The 16,713-nt window shown below is 58.7% G+C and carries 14 protein-coding genes and 4 tRNA genes; 13 read left to right on the top strand and 5 right to left on the bottom strand.

Annotation, left to right across the window (positions count from 1 at the left end; translation table 11 throughout):
• Positions 1-142: 142 nt before the first annotated feature.
• Complete coding sequence (locus TU79_RS08705) at positions 143-547, top strand: PA0061/PA0062 family lipoprotein (protein ID WP_057007600.1); 405 nt, start codon at positions 143-145, stop codon at positions 545-547.
• Here TU79_RS08705 and TU79_RS26275 read toward each other — a convergent pair.
• On the bottom strand, positions 528-695 hold the full coding sequence (locus TU79_RS26275) for a hypothetical protein (protein ID WP_163001008.1): 168 nt from the start codon (positions 693-695) through the stop codon (positions 528-530). The two genes, TU79_RS08705 and TU79_RS26275, sit on opposite strands and share 20 nt — an antisense overlap.
• 188 nt (positions 696-883) lie before the next feature.
• Here TU79_RS26275 and TU79_RS08700 point away from each other — a divergent pair, with 188 nt between their 5' ends.
• Positions 884-1,546 carry a peptidase C39 family protein gene (locus TU79_RS08700; RefSeq protein ID WP_057007599.1) on the top strand — a complete coding sequence of 221 codons (663 nt, stop codon included), beginning with the start codon at positions 884-886 and terminating at the stop codon, positions 1,544-1,546.
• 84 nt (positions 1,547-1,630) lie between these two features.
• Here TU79_RS08700 and pbpG read toward each other — a convergent pair whose 3' ends face one another.
• Positions 1,631-2,554, bottom strand: coding sequence for a D-alanyl-D-alanine endopeptidase (pbpG, locus tag TU79_RS08695; protein ID WP_057007598.1), 924 nt, complete (start codon positions 2,552-2,554; stop codon positions 1,631-1,633).
• 208 nt (positions 2,555-2,762) lie between these two features.
• Entirely contained in the window at positions 2,763-3,617 is an 855-nt protein-coding gene (gene folD, locus TU79_RS08690) for a bifunctional methylenetetrahydrofolate dehydrogenase/methenyltetrahydrofolate cyclohydrolase FolD (RefSeq protein ID WP_057007597.1), read from the bottom strand.
• 276 nt (positions 3,618-3,893) lie between these two features.
• Between folD and TU79_RS08685 the strand changes: the two genes are divergently transcribed.
• The 11 genes from TU79_RS08685 to TU79_RS08635 all read left to right on the top strand — a co-directional run bounded on the left by TU79_RS08685 (position 3,894) and on the right by TU79_RS08635 (position 14,264).
• Positions 3,894-3,970 (top strand) — tRNA-Arg (locus tag TU79_RS08685).
• 32 nt (positions 3,971-4,002) lie between these two features.
• Positions 4,003-4,078, top strand: a tRNA-His gene (locus tag TU79_RS08680).
• Between the two features lie 55 nt (positions 4,079-4,133).
• Positions 4,134-4,218, top strand: a tRNA-Leu gene (locus tag TU79_RS08675).
• A 76-nt stretch (positions 4,219-4,294) separates the two neighbouring features.
• A tRNA-His gene (locus TU79_RS08670) sits at positions 4,295-4,370 on the top strand.
• Between the two features lie 395 nt (positions 4,371-4,765).
• The gene (gene tig / locus TU79_RS08665) at positions 4,766-6,076 is read left to right on the top strand and encodes a trigger factor (RefSeq protein WP_057007596.1); all 1,311 of its coding nucleotides are present in this window, start codon (positions 4,766-4,768) and stop codon (positions 6,074-6,076) included.
• A gap of 91 nt (positions 6,077-6,167) precedes the next feature.
• Positions 6,168-6,803 (top strand): ATP-dependent Clp endopeptidase proteolytic subunit ClpP, encoded by a 636-nt coding sequence (gene clpP, locus TU79_RS08660; protein ID WP_003238276.1) that lies wholly within the window; start codon positions 6,168-6,170, stop codon positions 6,801-6,803.
• 112 nt (positions 6,804-6,915) lie between these two features.
• The gene (gene clpX / locus TU79_RS08655) at positions 6,916-8,199 is read left to right on the top strand and encodes an ATP-dependent Clp protease ATP-binding subunit ClpX (RefSeq protein WP_010209414.1); all 1,284 of its coding nucleotides are present in this window, start codon (positions 6,916-6,918) and stop codon (positions 8,197-8,199) included.
• Between the two features lie 172 nt (positions 8,200-8,371).
• Complete coding sequence (gene lon, locus TU79_RS08650; RefSeq protein WP_057007595.1) at positions 8,372-10,768, top strand: endopeptidase La; 2,397 nt, start codon at positions 8,372-8,374, stop codon at positions 10,766-10,768.
• Between the two features lie 134 nt (positions 10,769-10,902).
• Entirely contained in the window at positions 10,903-11,190 is a 288-nt protein-coding gene (locus TU79_RS08645) for an HU family DNA-binding protein (protein WP_221034285.1), read from the top strand.
• Positions 11,191-11,419: 229 nt separating this feature from the next.
• Positions 11,420-13,294 carry a SurA N-terminal domain-containing protein gene (locus tag TU79_RS08640; RefSeq protein WP_057007594.1) on the top strand — a complete coding sequence of 625 codons (1,875 nt, stop codon included), beginning with the start codon at positions 11,420-11,422 and terminating at the stop codon, positions 13,292-13,294.
• A 178-nt stretch (positions 13,295-13,472) separates the two neighbouring features.
• Positions 13,473-14,264 carry a DUF2242 domain-containing protein gene (locus tag TU79_RS08635; protein ID WP_057007593.1) on the top strand — a complete coding sequence of 264 codons (792 nt, stop codon included), beginning with the start codon at positions 13,473-13,475 and terminating at the stop codon, positions 14,262-14,264.
• Positions 14,265-14,500: 236 nt separating this feature from the next.
• Here TU79_RS08635 and TU79_RS08630 read toward each other — a convergent pair whose 3' ends face one another.
• Complete coding sequence (locus tag TU79_RS08630; protein ID WP_057007592.1) at positions 14,501-15,535, bottom strand: AraC family transcriptional regulator; 1,035 nt, start codon at positions 15,533-15,535, stop codon at positions 14,501-14,503.
• 4 nt (positions 15,536-15,539) lie between these two features.
• Entirely contained in the window at positions 15,540-16,670 is a 1,131-nt protein-coding gene (locus tag TU79_RS08625; protein ID WP_057007591.1) for a carbon-nitrogen hydrolase family protein, read from the bottom strand.
• Positions 16,671-16,713 lie beyond the last annotated feature (43 nt).

Raw genomic sequence — 16,713 nt, 5'->3', positions numbered from 1 at the left:
CCCACCTAACACGCACCTTTCAGCCAGATGAAGGAAGATTTAGGCAGCGGCTTAAGATTGCTTCATCTCTATTCATTTGTTCTGCGAACGACCGCTCTTCAAGCTTGTTGCCCATCGCAACTGTCTTTTTCGGAGCTTTGTCATGTCATTGAAAACGCTGTGCCTGATTCCTGTTGTTGCCGTATTGCTCTCGGCCTGCGCCGGTCCCGTCCCCAAGGCAGATCCGGGCGATGCGTGGATCGGCCTGAAGGAAGAAACGCCGAATGACCTGATGGCCGAGCGGGTGGACGGCAAGCGCGTGGACGACGGGCGCTTTTTTGAAGTGACACCGGGGGACCATCGGCTGGACGTGACGTTGTTCGAGGAGCCATCGGGCGACGACAACCAGCAGGACTGCCAGGGCCGGGTCGAGTACAGGCATTTCAAGGCGGGTGAGCACTACACACTGGTGGAGTCCAGCCTGGGCACGGCCGTGCGCGCAGCCCTGATGGATGGGCACGGCAAGGAAGTTGCGGCGACTCAGGACTTCAGTTGCATGCCTGGCTAGGCGTGGCGCACCGCGCCTTTTGCGGCTTTACGGGTGTGGCGTGGGGGTGATGATGCCGACGGGCAATGCGCAATACCCCCCACAACATGGCAGCCGCTACCGCCAGCCAACCGCAGATCAACATCGCAATGGTTGTTACAAGGCTCATTCCGGCCTCCTCTCGCCCGCACGGGGCACACTCGGTCTTATGGGTTGACAGCCTGGCTACATGGCGGTTGCCTGTTATTGACCAATGGTCATGGCATCCAACGTGTTTGCTATCACCACAGCCGTGGTGGGCACGCGATTGGGCTATGATTTGCGCCCTCATCGGCGGTTGAACAAGAGAGCAGAAAATTGCGGTTACCCTCGAACCTGAAACCCACCTTGTTGCTGGCCTGTGCATTGGGGCTGGCGGCGTGTTCCTCGCACCCCTCGAAACTGGCGGGCCTGCCGGAGCGCGTGGAGCTCAACGGCGTGCCGACCTTTCGCAGCGAGGCCTATCAAAGCGGTCCCACGGCATTAGCCAGCATGCTGTCGCAACAAGGCATTGTCATGACACCGGGGCTGCTGGATAAACCGCTGCACTTGCCCGGCGCCGAGGCGGACCTTGCGCGCAACATGCAGGTGCTGGCGCGTGAATACGGGCTGATGGTGTACCCGCTGGACGCCAGGCTGACGGCGGTGCTGGCGCAGGTGGCGGCGGGTTACCCGGTGATGGCGCGCCTCGGTGGCGGGCTGTGGTCGGACGCGCGGTATGTGGTGGTGGTCGGCTTCAACCAGCAGAAGAGCACGGTGCTGCTGCGCTCGGGCATGAACCGGCGTCTGTTGATGGACTTCAGTGATTTCGAATCAAAATGGAGCAGCGCCGGGCGCTGGGCGATCCTCACCCAGCGCCCGAGCCAATTGCCGGCGAATGTCGATGCTCAGCGCTGGCGCGACGCCGCCAATGCCACCGCCCAAGCCGGGCAGGAGCAGGCAGCGGCCCAGGCGCTCAAAGTGTTGGCCGAACACAAATAGACTGTTGGCATGCAAATAACGGTGGGGGGAGCAAGCCCACTCCCACCGTTGGAACGGCTTCTCCATTGGGGCTTGCTGCGTTATTCAGCGCTGCACGTGTGCCGCACTCGGGCGACTTTTCAGATTCTTGTCAGCCTTGTAGCGCAGCGCCACATCCGGCACCGAACCACTCTTGCCGGTCTCGACCCAGTTGCGAATACGGCTGGCATCGGCAAAGTGGGTGAATTTGCCGAACGCATCCAGGATCACCAGCGACACCGGGCGGTTGCCCATGCTGGTCACCAGCACCAGGCAGTGGCCGGCCTGATTGGTGAAACCGGTCTTGGTCAGCTTGATGTCCCAATTGGCGCGGTTGATCAGGTGGTCAGTGTTGGAGAAGCCCAGGGTGTAGTTGGGCTTGCGGAACGACACGGTCTTTTCCTTGGTGGTGCTCAGCTGGCTGAGCAGCGGGTAATGCCGTGCGGCGGCCAGCAGCTTGCTCAGGTCGCGGGCGGTCGACACGTTGTGGATCGACAGGCCGGTGGGCTCCACATAATGGGTGCTGGTCATGCCCAGCGCCTTGGCCTTGGCGTTCATCGCCGCAATAAAGGCTGCGTACCCCCCCGGATAGTGGTGCGCCAGGCTCGCGGCGGCGCGGTTTTCCGAGGACATCAGGGCGATCAGCAGCATTTCCTTGCGCGGCATCTGGCTGCCGATCTTCACGCGGGAGAACACGCCTTTCATCTCCGGCGTGTCAGTGATGTTGATATCGATGTACTCGTCCATGTTCTGCTTGGCTTCCAGCACGATCAGGCCGGTCATCAGCTTGCTTACCGAGGCGATGGGCACCACCACGTCGGGGTTGCTGGAATAGATGACTTTGTTGGTTTGCAGGTCCACCAGCATGGCGCTGCCGGAAGCGATCTGCAGTTTGGACGTGTCACGCGGGGCCTGGGTGGTCTCGGCGGCGTGGGCGAATGTGCCTGTCAAAGCGAAAAACAGACTGACAAGAGAGAGACGAATTTTCACGCGGGTGAACTCGCTAAAAAGTAATGAAAGACCGTTGGAGAAACGGCTGGTAAGAAAAATGACGTTACATTCTAGGAGTATGGATGGATAACTGTCGAATGTTCTTCCAGAACCAGACGAAAGTGCTTAAAAAATAACAAAAAACAGTTTTTCTGCAGGTATTAAAAAGCCCCGCGATAACGCAGGGCTTTTTCAGTACGGCGGGTTATTAACCGTGCAGGGTTTCCGCCGCGTACAGCGTGTTCTCCAGCAGGCAGGCGCGGGTCATCGGCCCTACGCCACCCGGCACCGGCGTGATCCAGCCGGCGCGGGGCAGGGCGGTGTCATACACCACGTCGCCGACAAGCTTGCCGTTGTCCTGGCGATTGATGCCCACGTCGATGACGATGGCGCCTGGCTTGATCCACTCACCTTTCACCAGGCCCGGCTTGCCGGCGGCGACCACGACCAGGTCGGCGCGACCGACATGGCCGGCCAGATCCTTGGTGAAACGGTGGGTAACGGTCACGGTGCAACCGGCCAGCAGCAGCTCCATCGCCATCGGGCGGCCGACGATGTTGGAGGCGCCGACCACCACTGCGTCGAGACCGTAGAGGTCGATGCCGGTGCTTTCCAGCAAGGTCATGATGCCTTTGGGGGTGCACGGCCGCAGCAGCGGGATACGCTGGGCCAGACGACCGACGTTATAGGGGTGGAAGCCGTCCACGTCCTTGTCCGGGCGGATGCGTTCGAGCAATTTGGACGCGTCCAGGTGTTCGGGCAGTGGCAGTTGCAGCAGGATGCCGTCGATGCCCGGGTCTTCGTTGAGGCCGTCAATCAAGTCGGTAAGGGCTTGTTGAGTGGTGTCGCTGGGCAAGTCGTAGGCCTTGGAAATAAAGCCGACCTCTTCACAGTCTTTACGCTTGTGCGAGACATAAACCTGAGAGGCAGGATCGCTGCCCACCAGGATCACCGCGAGGCCCGGCGTGCGCAAGCCTTGCTCGCGACGCTCGGTGACGCGTTTGGCGATCTGCTGGCGCAGGCTGGCGGCGATTGATTTGCCGTCGATAAGTTGTGCAGTCATTACGCGTGATTAACCATCGAGAGGGGGAAGAAAAGTGCGCGCATTCTCGCACGCCGAGGCGTGAGGGCAAAGGCGCTTGGTTCGCAAATTGCCCTAAGCCCTTAAATAAAATCAGTTTTTTTCAAAAAAGATTTGACGGGTTTCCGGGCCCTCTATACTATTCGTCGCACTTGTCGGGCACAGCCTAGCACTGGTTAAGAAGGTCGAGCAGAATCGTTGTTCTGCGAGGCTGGAAAGCACTTAGTTTGTAATCCTCCAAGAGTACAGATTAATAAGGCGCCCGTAGCTCAGCTGGATAGAGCATCCGCCTTCTAAGCGGATGGTCGCAGGTTCGAGTCCTGCCGGGTGCGCCATTAGGCAGCTTTGGCACAAGTAGCGCTAGATGGTGGGCGTAGCTCAGTTGGTAGAGCACGGGATTGTGACTCCCGTTGTCGAGGGTTCGATCCCCTTCGTCCACCCCATATTTAAAAGGCGCCAGATTAACCATCTGGCGCCTTTGCTTTAAGAGCTGCAAGCGCGGATGTGGTGGAATTGGTAGACACACTGGATTTAGGTTCCAGCGCCGCGAGGCGTAAGAGTTCGAGTCTCTTCATCCGCACCAATCAAGCATTATCGAGCCGCCGGGCTTGATGAGGCCAGACGAAGAAGTTGTTTGAGTGCTTCGTCGATGCAAGATGGTGGGCGTAGCTCAGTTGGTAGAGCACGGGATTGTGACTCCCGTTGTCGAGGGTTCGATCCCCTTCGTCCACCCCATATTCGAAAGGCGCCAGATTTAACAGTCTGGCGCCTTTTTTGGTTTTGGCGGTTCGAGTGTTCGGCGACTGCAGGTATTGGGTCGCAAGGGCAGGGCGCTTCATCGTTTCTGTGTCTCGATGATGCTGCGCTGCCTGCCGTCCCTGTCCGCAGGGAGGGTCGTCAGGGAGATGAATGGCCTCTTCTCTATATAGAAGAGGCGGCGCAGAGCCCTGGCGCGATTGGCTGTATTTGTCACCGGGGCGAAGTCCGTCAGTGCCTTCGTACCGATAAAACGGCGGCTGTTTTCGTGCGCATTTTCAGCAGGGTGACTTCTTGAGTTTGACCCACTAGAATGCATGCCCTTGATTGGGGTCGGAAATGGCCGGCTAATGTCTGTGCAACGAGGAATATCCATGCAAGTTTCTGTTGAAAATACTACTGCTCTCGAGCGCCGCATGAGCATCACCGTGCCGGCTGAGCGTATCGAGACTGCGGTCAACAAGCGTCTGCAGCAGACCGCCCAAAAAGCCAAGATCGCTGGTTTCCGTCCAGGCAAAGTGCCAATGAGCGAAATCAAGCGCCGTTTTGGTGCTGATGCGCGTCAGGAAGCGGTAGGTGACGTGATCCAGGCTTCCTTCTATGAAGCTGTGGTTGAACAAAAGCTGAACCCGGCTGGCTCGCCTTCCATCGAGCCCAAATCCCTCGAAGCGGGCAAGGACTTGGAATACGTTGCCGTATTCGAAGTGTTCCCCGAGTTCGAAGTTGCCGGTTTCGACGGTATCGAAATCGAGCGCCTGAGCGCCGAAGTGGCTGATGCCGACCTCGACAACATGCTCGACATCCTGCGCAAGCAGAACACCCGTTTTGAAGTGGCCGAACGTGCCGCCCAGAACGAAGACCAGCTGAACATCGATTTCGTGGGCAAGGTTGACGGCGAAGCATTCGCTGGCGGCTCGGCCAAGGGTACTCAGTTGGTACTGGGCTCCAACCGCATGATCCCGGGTTTTGAAGACGGTCTGGTTGGCGCCAAGGCCGGCGAAGAGCGCGTGCTGAACCTGGAATTCCCGGCTGACTACCAGAACCTGGACCTGGCCGGCAAGGCCGCCGAGTTCACCGTCACGGTCAACACCGTGTCCGAGCCCAAGCTGCCTGAGCTGAACGAAGAGTTCTTCGCTCAATTCGGTATCAAGGAATCCGGCATCGAAGGCTTCCGCACCGAAGTTCGCAAGAACATGGAGCGCGAGCTGCGTCAGGCCATCAAGTCCAAGGTCAAGAACCAGGTCATGGACGGTCTGCTGGCCGCCAACCCGATCGAAGTGCCAAAGGCTCTGCTGTCCAACGAAGTGGACCGTCTGCGCGTACAGGCTGTTCAACAGTTTGGCGGCAACGTCAAGCCTGACCAACTGCCGGCCGAGCTGTTCGAAGAGCAAGCCAAGCGTCGCGTTGTACTGGGTCTGGTCGTGGCTGAAGTGGTCAAGCAATTCGACCTCAAGCCTGATGAAGACCGCGTGCGTGAGATGATCCAGGAAATGGCTTCGGCCTACCAGGAGCCTGAGCAGGTTGTGTCGTGGTACTACAAGAACGACCAGCAACTGAACGAAGTACGTTCGGTTGTGCTGGAAGAACAAGTTGTGGATACTGTTCTGCAGAAGGCTAAGGTGACCGACAAGACGGTCTCTTACGAAGAAGCAGTCAAGCCGGCGGAAGCAGCACAAGCCGACTGATTGTCCAACTCGTTGGAAATTCAACCATAAGCCAGCCTCGCGCTGGCTTATGCGTTTTCAAGACATGACTATTTGGGAGTAACTGCAGAGCATGTTCCGTAATTCCTATATTCAGCAGAACTCTGATATCCAGGCCGCCGGCGGCCTGGTCCCGATGGTTGTCGAGCAGTCCGCTCGTGGCGAACGCGCCTACGACATCTACTCGCGCCTGCTCAAGGAGCGAGTGATCTTTCTGGTGGGTCCGGTAGAGGACTACATGGCCAACCTGATCTGTGCGCAGTTGCTGTTCCTTGAAGCGGAAAACCCGGACAAGGACATCCATCTGTACATCAACTCCCCAGGCGGTTCGGTAACGGCGGGCATGTCGATCTACGACACCATGCAGTTCATCAAGCCGAACGTGTCGACTACCTGTATCGGCCAGGCCTGCAGCATGGGCGCCTTCCTGCTGACCGCGGGTGCCGAGGGCAAGCGTTTCTGTCTGCCGAACTCGCGTGTAATGATTCACCAGCCGCTGGGCGGTTTCCAGGGGCAGGCGTCGGACATCGAAATCCACGCCAAGGAGATTCTCTTCATTCGCGAGCGCCTCAACACCTTGATGGCCAAGCACAGCGGCCATACCTTGGAAGAAATCGAGCGCGACACCAACCGTGACAACTTCATGAGCGCCGAAGCCGCACGTGCGTACGGGTTGATCGACGCTGTGATCGAAAAGCGCCCAGCCTAATATAAGCGGCGCAAAACAAGGCTGATCGGTTTGTCCGATCATCGGCGGGCTTGAAAAAGCCCGCGTAAGCCTTCATCTTGTGTTGCAAGCCTATCGGATTTGGATCGAACGAATGACTGACACCCGCAACGGCGAGGACAACGGCAAGCTGCTCTATTGCTCCTTCTGTGGCAAAAGCCAGCATGAAGTACGCAAATTGATTGCCGGTCCCTCGGTCTTTATCTGCGACGAGTGCGTCGACCTGTGCAATGACATCATCCGCGAGGAGGTGCAGGAAGCCCAGGCCGAAAGCAGCGCGCATAAATTGCCATCGCCTAAAGAAATCAGCGGCATCCTTGATCAGTACGTCATTGGTCAAGAGCGTGCAAAGAAGGTTCTGGCCGTAGCGGTATATAACCACTACAAGCGTCTGAACCAGCGTGACAAGAAAGGCGACGAAGTCGAACTCGGCAAGAGCAACATCCTGCTGATCGGTCCTACAGGCTCGGGTAAAACCCTGCTTGCAGAGACCCTGGCCCGCCTGCTGAACGTTCCGTTTACCATCGCCGACGCCACCACCCTCACCGAGGCTGGCTACGTGGGTGAGGACGTCGAGAACATCATTCAGAAGCTGCTGCAGAAGTGCGACTACGATGTGGAAAAGGCCCAGATGGGTATTGTCTACATCGACGAAATCGACAAGATTTCGCGCAAGTCCGACAACCCGTCGATCACCCGGGATGTTTCCGGTGAAGGCGTGCAGCAGGCCCTGTTGAAGCTGATCGAAGGCACGGTTGCTTCCGTACCGCCACAAGGCGGCCGCAAGCACCCGCAGCAGGAATTCCTTCAGGTCGACACGCGCAACATCCTGTTCATCTGTGGCGGTGCATTTTCGGGGCTGGAGAAAGTCATCCAGCAGCGTTCCACCCGTGGCGGTATCGGTTTCAGTGCGGAAGTGCGCAGCAAGGAAGAAGGCAAGAAGGTGGGCGAGTCCCTGCGTGAAGTCGAGCCAGACGATCTGGTCAAGTTCGGTCTCATCCCGGAATTCGTCGGTCGTCTGCCGGTTCTGGCCACCCTGGACGAGCTGGATGAGGCGGCGTTGATTCAGATCCTCACCGAGCCGAAAAACGCCCTGACCAAGCAGTACGCCAAGTTGTTCGAGATGGAAGGTGTAGACCTGGAGTTCCGTACCGACGCGCTCAAATCGGTGGCCAAGCGGGCACTGGAGCGCAAAACCGGTGCGCGTGGCCTGCGCTCGATCCTCGAAGGCGTGTTGCTCGACACCATGTACGAAATCCCTTCGCAGTCCGAAGTGAGTAAAGTGGTGATCGACGAAAGCGTTATAGAAGGCAAGTCCAAGCCACTGTACATCTATGAAAACAGTGAGCCGGCTGCCAAGGCTGCGCCAGACGCGTAAGCGTTTGCGGTCGCGATACAAACAAGGGGCCTCCAGGGGCCCCTTTGTTTTGACTGGGTTTTTACCTGCGAGCGTTTACTGCGTTTAACTGCTGGCAATAAGCTTGTTTTTTTTGCATGCAGCCCCCATCTTGGTTTCATGCTTATTTTTCAACTGTCATAGAGGCGAAATCATGAAGACAACCATTGAATTGCCTCTCCTGCCGTTGCGCGATGTCGTCGTCTATCCGCACATGGTTATCCCGCTGTTCGTGGGGCGCGAGAAGTCTATCGAAGCCCTCGAGGCCGCGATGACGGGCGACAAGCAAATCCTGCTGTTGGCCCAGAGAAATCCTGCTGATGATGATCCGGGCGAAGACGCCCTGTATCGCGTCGGCACCGTCGCCACTGTCCTGCAATTGCTCAAGCTGCCCGATGGTACCGTCAAGGTACTCGTGGAAGGCGAGCAGCGCGGTGCGGTTGAACGCTTCATGGAGGTGGACGGTCACCTGCGCGCCGAAGTGGCGCTGATCGATGAAGCCGAAGCGCCTGAGCGCGAGTCCGAAGTTTTCGTACGCAGCCTGCTCTCGCAGTTTGAGCAGTATGTGCAGTTGGGCAAGAAAGTCCCGGCTGAAGTGCTGTCGTCCCTTAACAGCATTGATGAGCCAAGCCGCCTGGTCGACACCATGGCCGCGCACATGGCGCTGAAGATCGAGCAGAAGCAGGACATTCTCGAAATCATCGACCTGTCGGCCCGTGTCGAACACGTGCTGGCGCTGCTGGATGCCGAAATCGACCTGCTGCAGGTCGAGAAACGCATCCGCGGCCGCGTGAAGAAGCAGATGGAGCGCAGCCAGCGCGAGTACTACCTGAATGAGCAGATGAAGGCTATTCAGAAAGAGCTCGGCGACGGCGAGGAAGGGCACAACGAGATCGAGGAGCTTAAAAAGCGTATCGATGCCGCCGGCCTGCCCAAGGATGCGTTGACCAAGGCGACTGCCGAGCTGAACAAGCTCAAGCAGATGTCACCGATGTCGGCTGAAGCCACCGTGGTGCGGTCCTACATCGACTGGCTGGTGCAGGTGCCGTGGAAGGCTCAGACCAAGGTGCGCCTGGACCTGGCTCGCGCCGAAGAAATCCTGGATGCCGACCACTACGGCCTCGAGGAGGTCAAGGAGCGCATCCTCGAATACCTCGCCGTGCAAAAACGCGTGAAGAAAATTCGCGGTCCGGTGTTGTGCCTGGTCGGTCCGCCTGGCGTGGGTAAAACATCCCTGGCAGAGTCGATTGCCAGTGCCACCAACCGTAAGTTCGTGCGCATGGCGCTTGGCGGCGTGCGTGACGAAGCTGAAATTCGGGGGCATCGCCGTACCTACATTGGTTCGATGCCAGGAAGATTGATTCAAAAGATGACGAAAGTCGGGGTGCGCAACCCGCTGTTCCTGCTTGATGAAATCGACAAGATGGGCAGCGATATGCGTGGCGATCCGGCATCGGCGTTGCTGGAAGTGCTCGATCCCGAGCAGAACCACAATTTCAACGACCACTACCTGGAAGTCGACTACGACCTGTCCGACGTCATGTTTTTGTGCACCTCCAACTCCATGAATATTCCACCGGCGCTGCTGGACAGGATGGAGGTGATTCGTCTGCCGGGTTACACCGAAGACGAGAAGATCAATATTGCGGTCAAGTACCTTGCGCCCAAGCAGACGTCGGCCAATGGCTTGAAAAAAGGTGAAATCGAGTTCGAGGTCGAAGCGATCCGCGACATCGTGCGTTACTACACCCGCGAGGCCGGTGTACGGGGCCTTGAGCGTCAGATCGCGAAGATCTGCCGCAAGGCGGTGAAGGAACATGCGCTGGAAAAACGCTTCTCGGTGAAGGTTTCGTCCGACTCCCTGGAACACTTCCTCGGCGTACGTAAATTCCGCTACGGCCTGGCCGAGCAACAGGATCAGGTGGGTCAGGTAACCGGGCTGGCATGGACCCAGGTGGGCGGCGAACTGCTGACCATTGAAGCGGCGGTCATTCCGGGCAAGGGGCAGTTGATCAAGACCGGCTCCCTGGGAGATGTGATGGTCGAGTCCATCACGGCCGCGCAGACCGTGGTGCGCAGCCGCGCTCGCAGCCTGGGGATCCCTCTGGACTTCCACGAGAAGCATGACACCCACATCCATATGCCGGAAGGCGCGACCCCGAAAGACGGCCCCAGCGCCGGCGTAGGCATGTGCACGGCGTTGGTATCGGCCCTGACCGGCATTCCGGTGCGGGCCGATGTGGCGATGACCGGGGAAATTACCCTTCGCGGTCAGGTACTGGCCATTGGTGGTCTTAAAGAGAAATTGCTTGCGGCACACCGGGGCGGCATCAAGACGGTGATCATTCCTGAAGAGAATGTTCGCGACTTGAAGGAAATTCCTGACAATATCAAGCAGGATCTTCAGATTAAACCGGTTAAATGGATTGACGAAGTCCTGCAAATTGCGCTGCAATACGCGCCGGAGCCCTTGCCGGATGTGGCTCCTGAGATAGTCGCCAAGGATGAAAAACGCGAGTCTGATTCCAAGGAAAGAATTAGCACGCATTAATGTGTTGAAGCCTTGGGGGTTTCCTTGACAGTTTTTTAGAGCCCTTGTTATAAAGCGGCTCTTAAGTGTCTGTAGGTCATTCAGCACCGTTTTTTGCTGTTACAAAAAAACTTAGAATCATACTCAATAGATATATAAGGGGACTTAGAGTGAACAAGTCGGAACTGATTGATGCTATCGCTGCATCCGCTGATATCCCGAAAGCTGCTGCCGGCCGTGCGCTGGACGCAGTAATCGAATCCGTCACTGGCGCTCTGAAGGCCGGCGACTCCGTGGTACTGGTCGGCTTCGGTACGTTCTCCGTGACCGATCGCCCAGCTCGCACTGGCCGCAACCCGCAGACCGGCAAAGCACTGCAAATCGCTGCTGCCAAGAAACCAGGTTTCAAAGCTGGTAAAGCCCTGAAAGAAGCCGTTAACTAAGCTTCTTTCACGCCTTGCCTACCCGGGCCAGACGCAAGTCTGGTCTGGCAGCGGAGCGGCAGCTGACCCACGTATCCATTGGGTCGCACGCCGGGGGTGTGGGTTCAAACCCCCGTCCGCTCCGCCAGTTACGAGAAGGCGCATCCTCGGATGCGCCTTTCTTCTATCCGGATTCTACCCACGCTCCACGGTTGCCAATTTTTGAAGTTCAACCGTTTCTGGGGGACGCATGCTGCAAAATATCAGGGACAATTCACAAGGCTGGATTGCCAAGACCATTATCGGGATCATCGTCGCATTGATGGCGTTTACCGGTATCGAGGCCATTTTCCAGGCTTCGACCAACACCAAACAGGACGTGGCCAAGGTCAATGGTGATGAAATCACCCAGACTGAGCTGAGCCAGGCCGTCGACATGCAACGGCGTCAGCTGATGCAACAGCTGGGCAAGGATTTTGATGCTTCCATGCTCGACGAGAAACTGCTGCGCGAAGCGGCGCTCAAGGGCCTGATCGATCGCAAACTGCTGCTGCAAGGCGCGGCGGATTCCAGGTTCGGCTTCTCCGAAGCGGCTCTGGACCAGGTGATCCTGCAGACACCGGAATTCCAGGTGGACGGCAAGTTCAGCGCCGAGCGCTTTGACCAGGTGATCCGTCAACTGGGCTACACCCGGATGCAGTTTCGTCAGATGCTGACTCAGGAAATGCTGATCGGCCAGGTTCGCGCAGGCATCGCCGGCAGTGGTTTCGTCACCGACGCCGAAGTGCTTGCATTCGCCCGTCTGGAAAAACAGACCCGCGATTTCGCCACCGTCAGCATCAAGGCGGACCCTGCGGCGGTGAAGCTCACCGACGATGAGGTCAAGGCCTACTACGACCAGCACGCCAAGGAGTTCATGACGCCGGATCAGGTCGTCATCGACTATCTGGAGCTGAAGAAGTCGTCCTTCTTCGACCAGGTCACGGTCAAGGATGATGAGCTGCAGGCGGCCTATCAGAAAGAAATCGCCAACCTCGCCGAACAGCGGCGTGCCGCGCATATCCTGATTGAAGTCAACGACAAGGTCACCGACGCGCAGGCCAAGGCCAGGATCAAAGAAATCCAGGCACGTCTGGCCAAGGGCGAGAAGTTCGAGGCGCTGGCCAAGGAGTTCTCCCAGGATCCGGGTTCTGCCAACAACGGTGGCGATCTGGGCTTTGCCGGCCCTGGCGTCTACGATCCGGACTTTGAAACGGCCCTGTACGCATTGAACAAGGACCAGGTTTCGGCGCCGGTACGCAGTGCGTTTGGATGGCACCTGATCAAGCTGCTTGGCGTAGAGGCACCACAGGTGCCGACGTTTGCCAGTCTGAAAGACAAGTTGACCCGCGAGCTGAAGACTCAGCAGGTTGAACAGCGTTATGTCGAAGCCACCAAGCAATTGGAAGATGCGGCCTTCGAGGCTTCCGACCTGGCCCAGCCGGCGTCGGACCTGAAGCTCACCGTGCACACGTCTGCGCCGTTTGGCCGTGAAGGTGGCGAAGGTGTTGCGGCCAACCGTGCCGTGGTGACCGCTGCGTTCAGCCCGGAAGTGCTGGATGAAGGCGCCAACAGCAGCGCCATCGAGCTGGACCCGGAAACCATCATCGTGCTGCGCGCCAAGGAGCACCTGAAGCCTGCGCAACTGCCGCTGGAAAAAGTGTCTGACGCGATCCGTGCACAGATGACCAAGGAGCGTGCAATTGCCGCTGCCAAAACCCATGCTGACGAATTGATCGCCAGCTTGCGTGATGGCAAGACCGCGCTGAACCAGCCTATTGATGGTCAGGCCTGGAAAGTCACCGAAGCGGCTAACCGTAGCCAGGAAGGGATTGACCCGGCTGTGTTGCAGGCCCTGTTCCGCATGCCCAAGCCTGCGGCCAAGGACAAGCCGACCTTCACCACCGTGACCCTGGCTGACGGTAGCCTGGTGCTGGTGCGCTTGAACGGTGTCAACGAAGCTGCTGCTCCAACGGATGAAGAAAAGGCGCAGTACCGTCGTTTCCTCGCTTCCCGCATTGGCCAGCAGGATTTCGCGGCCTACCGCAAGCAGTTGGAAACCCAGGCGGACATCAAGAAGTATTGATGTCGGCTTGAACAAAAAGACCCCGTCCTGAAAAGGCCGGGGTCTTTTTTTGCCTGCTGATCCAATATTCAAGCGCCAATGCCGCAGGCGGCCTGGAATTTTTACTGACAGGAATGCGCGCGCCCGGGGGCCGTTCTGTTGCACAATACCGGCCGGACTGTTTCTCTCAGGATTTTCGATGTCGACATCATTTCACTTGCGTGGCCTCGGGCTGGCGCTGGTGCTGGCGGGCGCTGCGGGCTGCTCGTCACCCAAGACCGCTATTTATGAGCATGAGAACTTCGACGACTCCGGCACGTTTTCCCGTGATTACCCGGTTAGCGACGTCGCCGCGTGCGAAGCGGCCCGGCGTGCATTGCTCAGCCAGGGCTATATCATCACCAGCAGCGATCCGAAACTGGTGGTGGGCAACAAGAGCTTCCAGCAGACCGGCGAGACGCACTTGCAGATCAGCTTCAACGTGGTGTGCGCCGATGATGGCAGTGGCAAACATTCGACAATGTTCGCCAACGCTCTGCAGGACCGCTATGCGCTGAAGAAGGTCAACAACTCCGCAAGCCTCGGCGTGGGTGTGCTGGGCTCGGTGTCGATGCCCATCGGCTCCACCGATGACTCGATGGTGAAAGTGGCGAGTGAGACAGTTTCAGCGCCCAAGTTCTATGACCGCTACTTCGCGCTGGTGGACGTGTTCCTGCCGCAGGAAGTGAAAAAGGCGGCGCACATTCCAGAGACGCCCAAGGCAGACCTGGGCATGCCGGAACCCAAGGCTGCGCCCTTGACGACGCCGACAGCCGAGAAGGTCGAAACGCCGAAAGAAGAGCCGGCCGCGTCGCAGCCCGTTGCTCCGCCACCCGAGGCAGCGCCGATTGCGCCACAGACCGAACCGGCGGCGCCTGCAACCGAGCCGGCACCTGCACCGACCAATCCAAACCTGCCGGCGCCCACGGAGGCGATTCCGCCGCTGCCTTGAAACACACTGAATATCCACTATGGGAGGGAGCAGGCCCCTCCCATTTTTTAATAGCTGACTTTTTTTCGTCATGACGGCACTTTAGGCTGGTGATACAGGTCATTAACCTGTCATCGCTGTCCATCCAAAAAGGAGCCCACCATGGACGATTATCAGGAAGAGCTGTTGGAGTATCAGGCCTTCGAGTTGGATCCGCTGGATCCGGTCGACGACGCCACCGAGTTGTAAATCCGACTTCAGGCGGAATGCCGCTGACTGCGGCGAAATTCCCCTGGGGTCTGGTTGTTCCAGCGCCTGAAGGCCCGTTGAAACGCCTGGGCCGAGGCAAAACCAAGCAGGTAGGCGATCTCGCCGAACGCCAGTTCCGTATCGCGAATGTAGGTCATGGCCAGATCGCGGCGGGTGTCGTTGAGAATGGCGCGAAATTGAGTGCCTTCGTCGGCCAGTTTGCGCCGCAGTGTCCAGGTCGGCAGCGTCAAGCGTGCCGCCACTTCCTCAAGGTCGGGTTCCCGGCCGCCATTGAGCATCGGCCCGAGCAAACGGGTGATGCGCTCGCGCAGGCTGCGGGTGCGCGTCAGTTGCTCCAGTTCCCTTTCACACAGTTGCAGCAACAGTTGCCAGGTACTCGGGCAATGTTGCGGGTTGCGCAGGGCCAGGCTCTCTTGACTCAGGCGCAGCTGATTGGCCTCGGCGCCAAAGTGGATCGGGCCTTGCGCCAGCACGCCGTATTGTTCTTGGTAGCCCGGGGCTTCGAATTCTATGTCAATGCGTTGCGCCTGCACGGGCTGTTGCGCCAGGCTCGACAGTTGTTGCAGCCAGCCGGCGATGATTGAGTCCACCACAAAGCGGTTATAGGCGTTGTAGGGGCTGATGGAGTAGAACCGCAGCCACGCGCCTTCGGCATCTTCATGAAAGCTGGATTGGCCGCGATAGTTGGAGCCGTAGAGCGCTTCGAAGCGCGTGAGCGTGCGAGCGGCCTCGCGCACTGTGGGCGCCTGGGCTGCGGTGATGCCCGCCAGGCCCGCTTGACTCAGCCGGCTGAGCCTGCCCATGCGCAGGCCCAGACCCGGGTCGCCGGTGAGTTGGATGGCCGCATGGCCCAGGTGCATGTAGCGCGGGATCGACAAGCGTGCGCCGGCTTCAGCGAGGCGCGCTGGATCAAAGCCGTATTGCAGCAGCAGCGGTTGCGGATCAAGGTCATGGCTTTGGATCGCGTCGGCCAGGCTGTGCACGAAGCCGACCGACAAGTCCCCCAGACGCACCGGCTTCACGCTGTTACAGCCAGATGTTCAGCAGGCGTGCGCCACGGGCACTGCCGTCGGCAAACACCTGGCCGTTGTTGCTCAAAAAGCTCTGGCCGGAGCTGCCCAGGTCCCAGAATTGTCCACGCTGGAACACACTCATGCCGGCGTTGGCCTGGCTGATCGGTTGCTGGCTGATCAGCGTCAGGCGATGCCAGGCCTGACCCTCGCTGAGTTCTTCGGGCTTGAGGCTGATTTCCGTAGGGGTGGACACGCTTTTGAAGCCGCGCCATGGGCGGTCCCAGGTATCGCGACCGATCACATAGGCCGGCACCGCGATCAGTTGAGCGCCCTGGTCGTTGAGCTTGCGGTAGTTGTCAGGGTACCAGCTGTCGCTGCCGATCAGAATGCCCAGGCGACCGGCCGGGGTGTCGACCACGTTGATAATGTTTTCATCACCGGGCTCGATAAAGCCGCGCTCGTCGTAGATGGGGTAGAACTGACGCTGCGGCTGGCCCAGTGCGAGGCCGTCGGCGGCAAATACCACGCTTGCGTTATACAGCGGGCCATGGCCGACCTGCAGCTGTCCCTGACTGATACTCGGATTGGGCAGGGCGATGGAGCCGGCCACCAGCGTTACCCCGAACTCTTTGGCCAGACCGCCGAACAGCAACTGATAGTCACGCGCCATCGTCTCGGCTTTCATGCGCAGGTAAGCGTCGTTCATGCGGTCGCCACCGGTGGCGCTGATCCATGCGCGCGCGAACGACAGCGGGTTGCTGAGCGCCAGCCAGCTCATGGCGTCCTGCCAATGTGTGGCCTGGTACACCTCGTTTTTTTCGCCGCCGAGCATCAGCCAGGTGCCAATGTGTTCGGGCATGACCACGATGGTTTTGTCGTTGATAAAGCCCTGTTCGCGGGCCTTTTGCAGATAGGCCGCGAGTTTCAGGTGCAGGCGTTCCACACTCTGGTAATCGGCGGGGAACAGCTCCGGCTGGATGCCCAGCAGGTTGCCCCGATCGGCGGGCTGGCCCTGGTTGACGGCGACATTAATCCGCAGGTCCGACAGGTAATGCGCCACGGGGCGATCCTGGGTCCAGACCAGATAGGCGGTGAGGGCGGCAACCAGGGCCATGGTGACGGTGAGGGCTAAGAGTTTGCGCATGGATAACGGACAACGAACCTGGGACGGGGCATGAATTTTTGAC

The organism is Pseudomonas trivialis, assembly GCF_001439805.1.
Lineage (GTDB): Bacteria > Pseudomonadota > Gammaproteobacteria > Pseudomonadales > Pseudomonadaceae > Aquipseudomonas > Aquipseudomonas trivialis.
The sequence above is the reverse complement of the archived record's forward strand: the minus strand, read 5'-3'. Positions and strand labels throughout refer to the sequence as shown.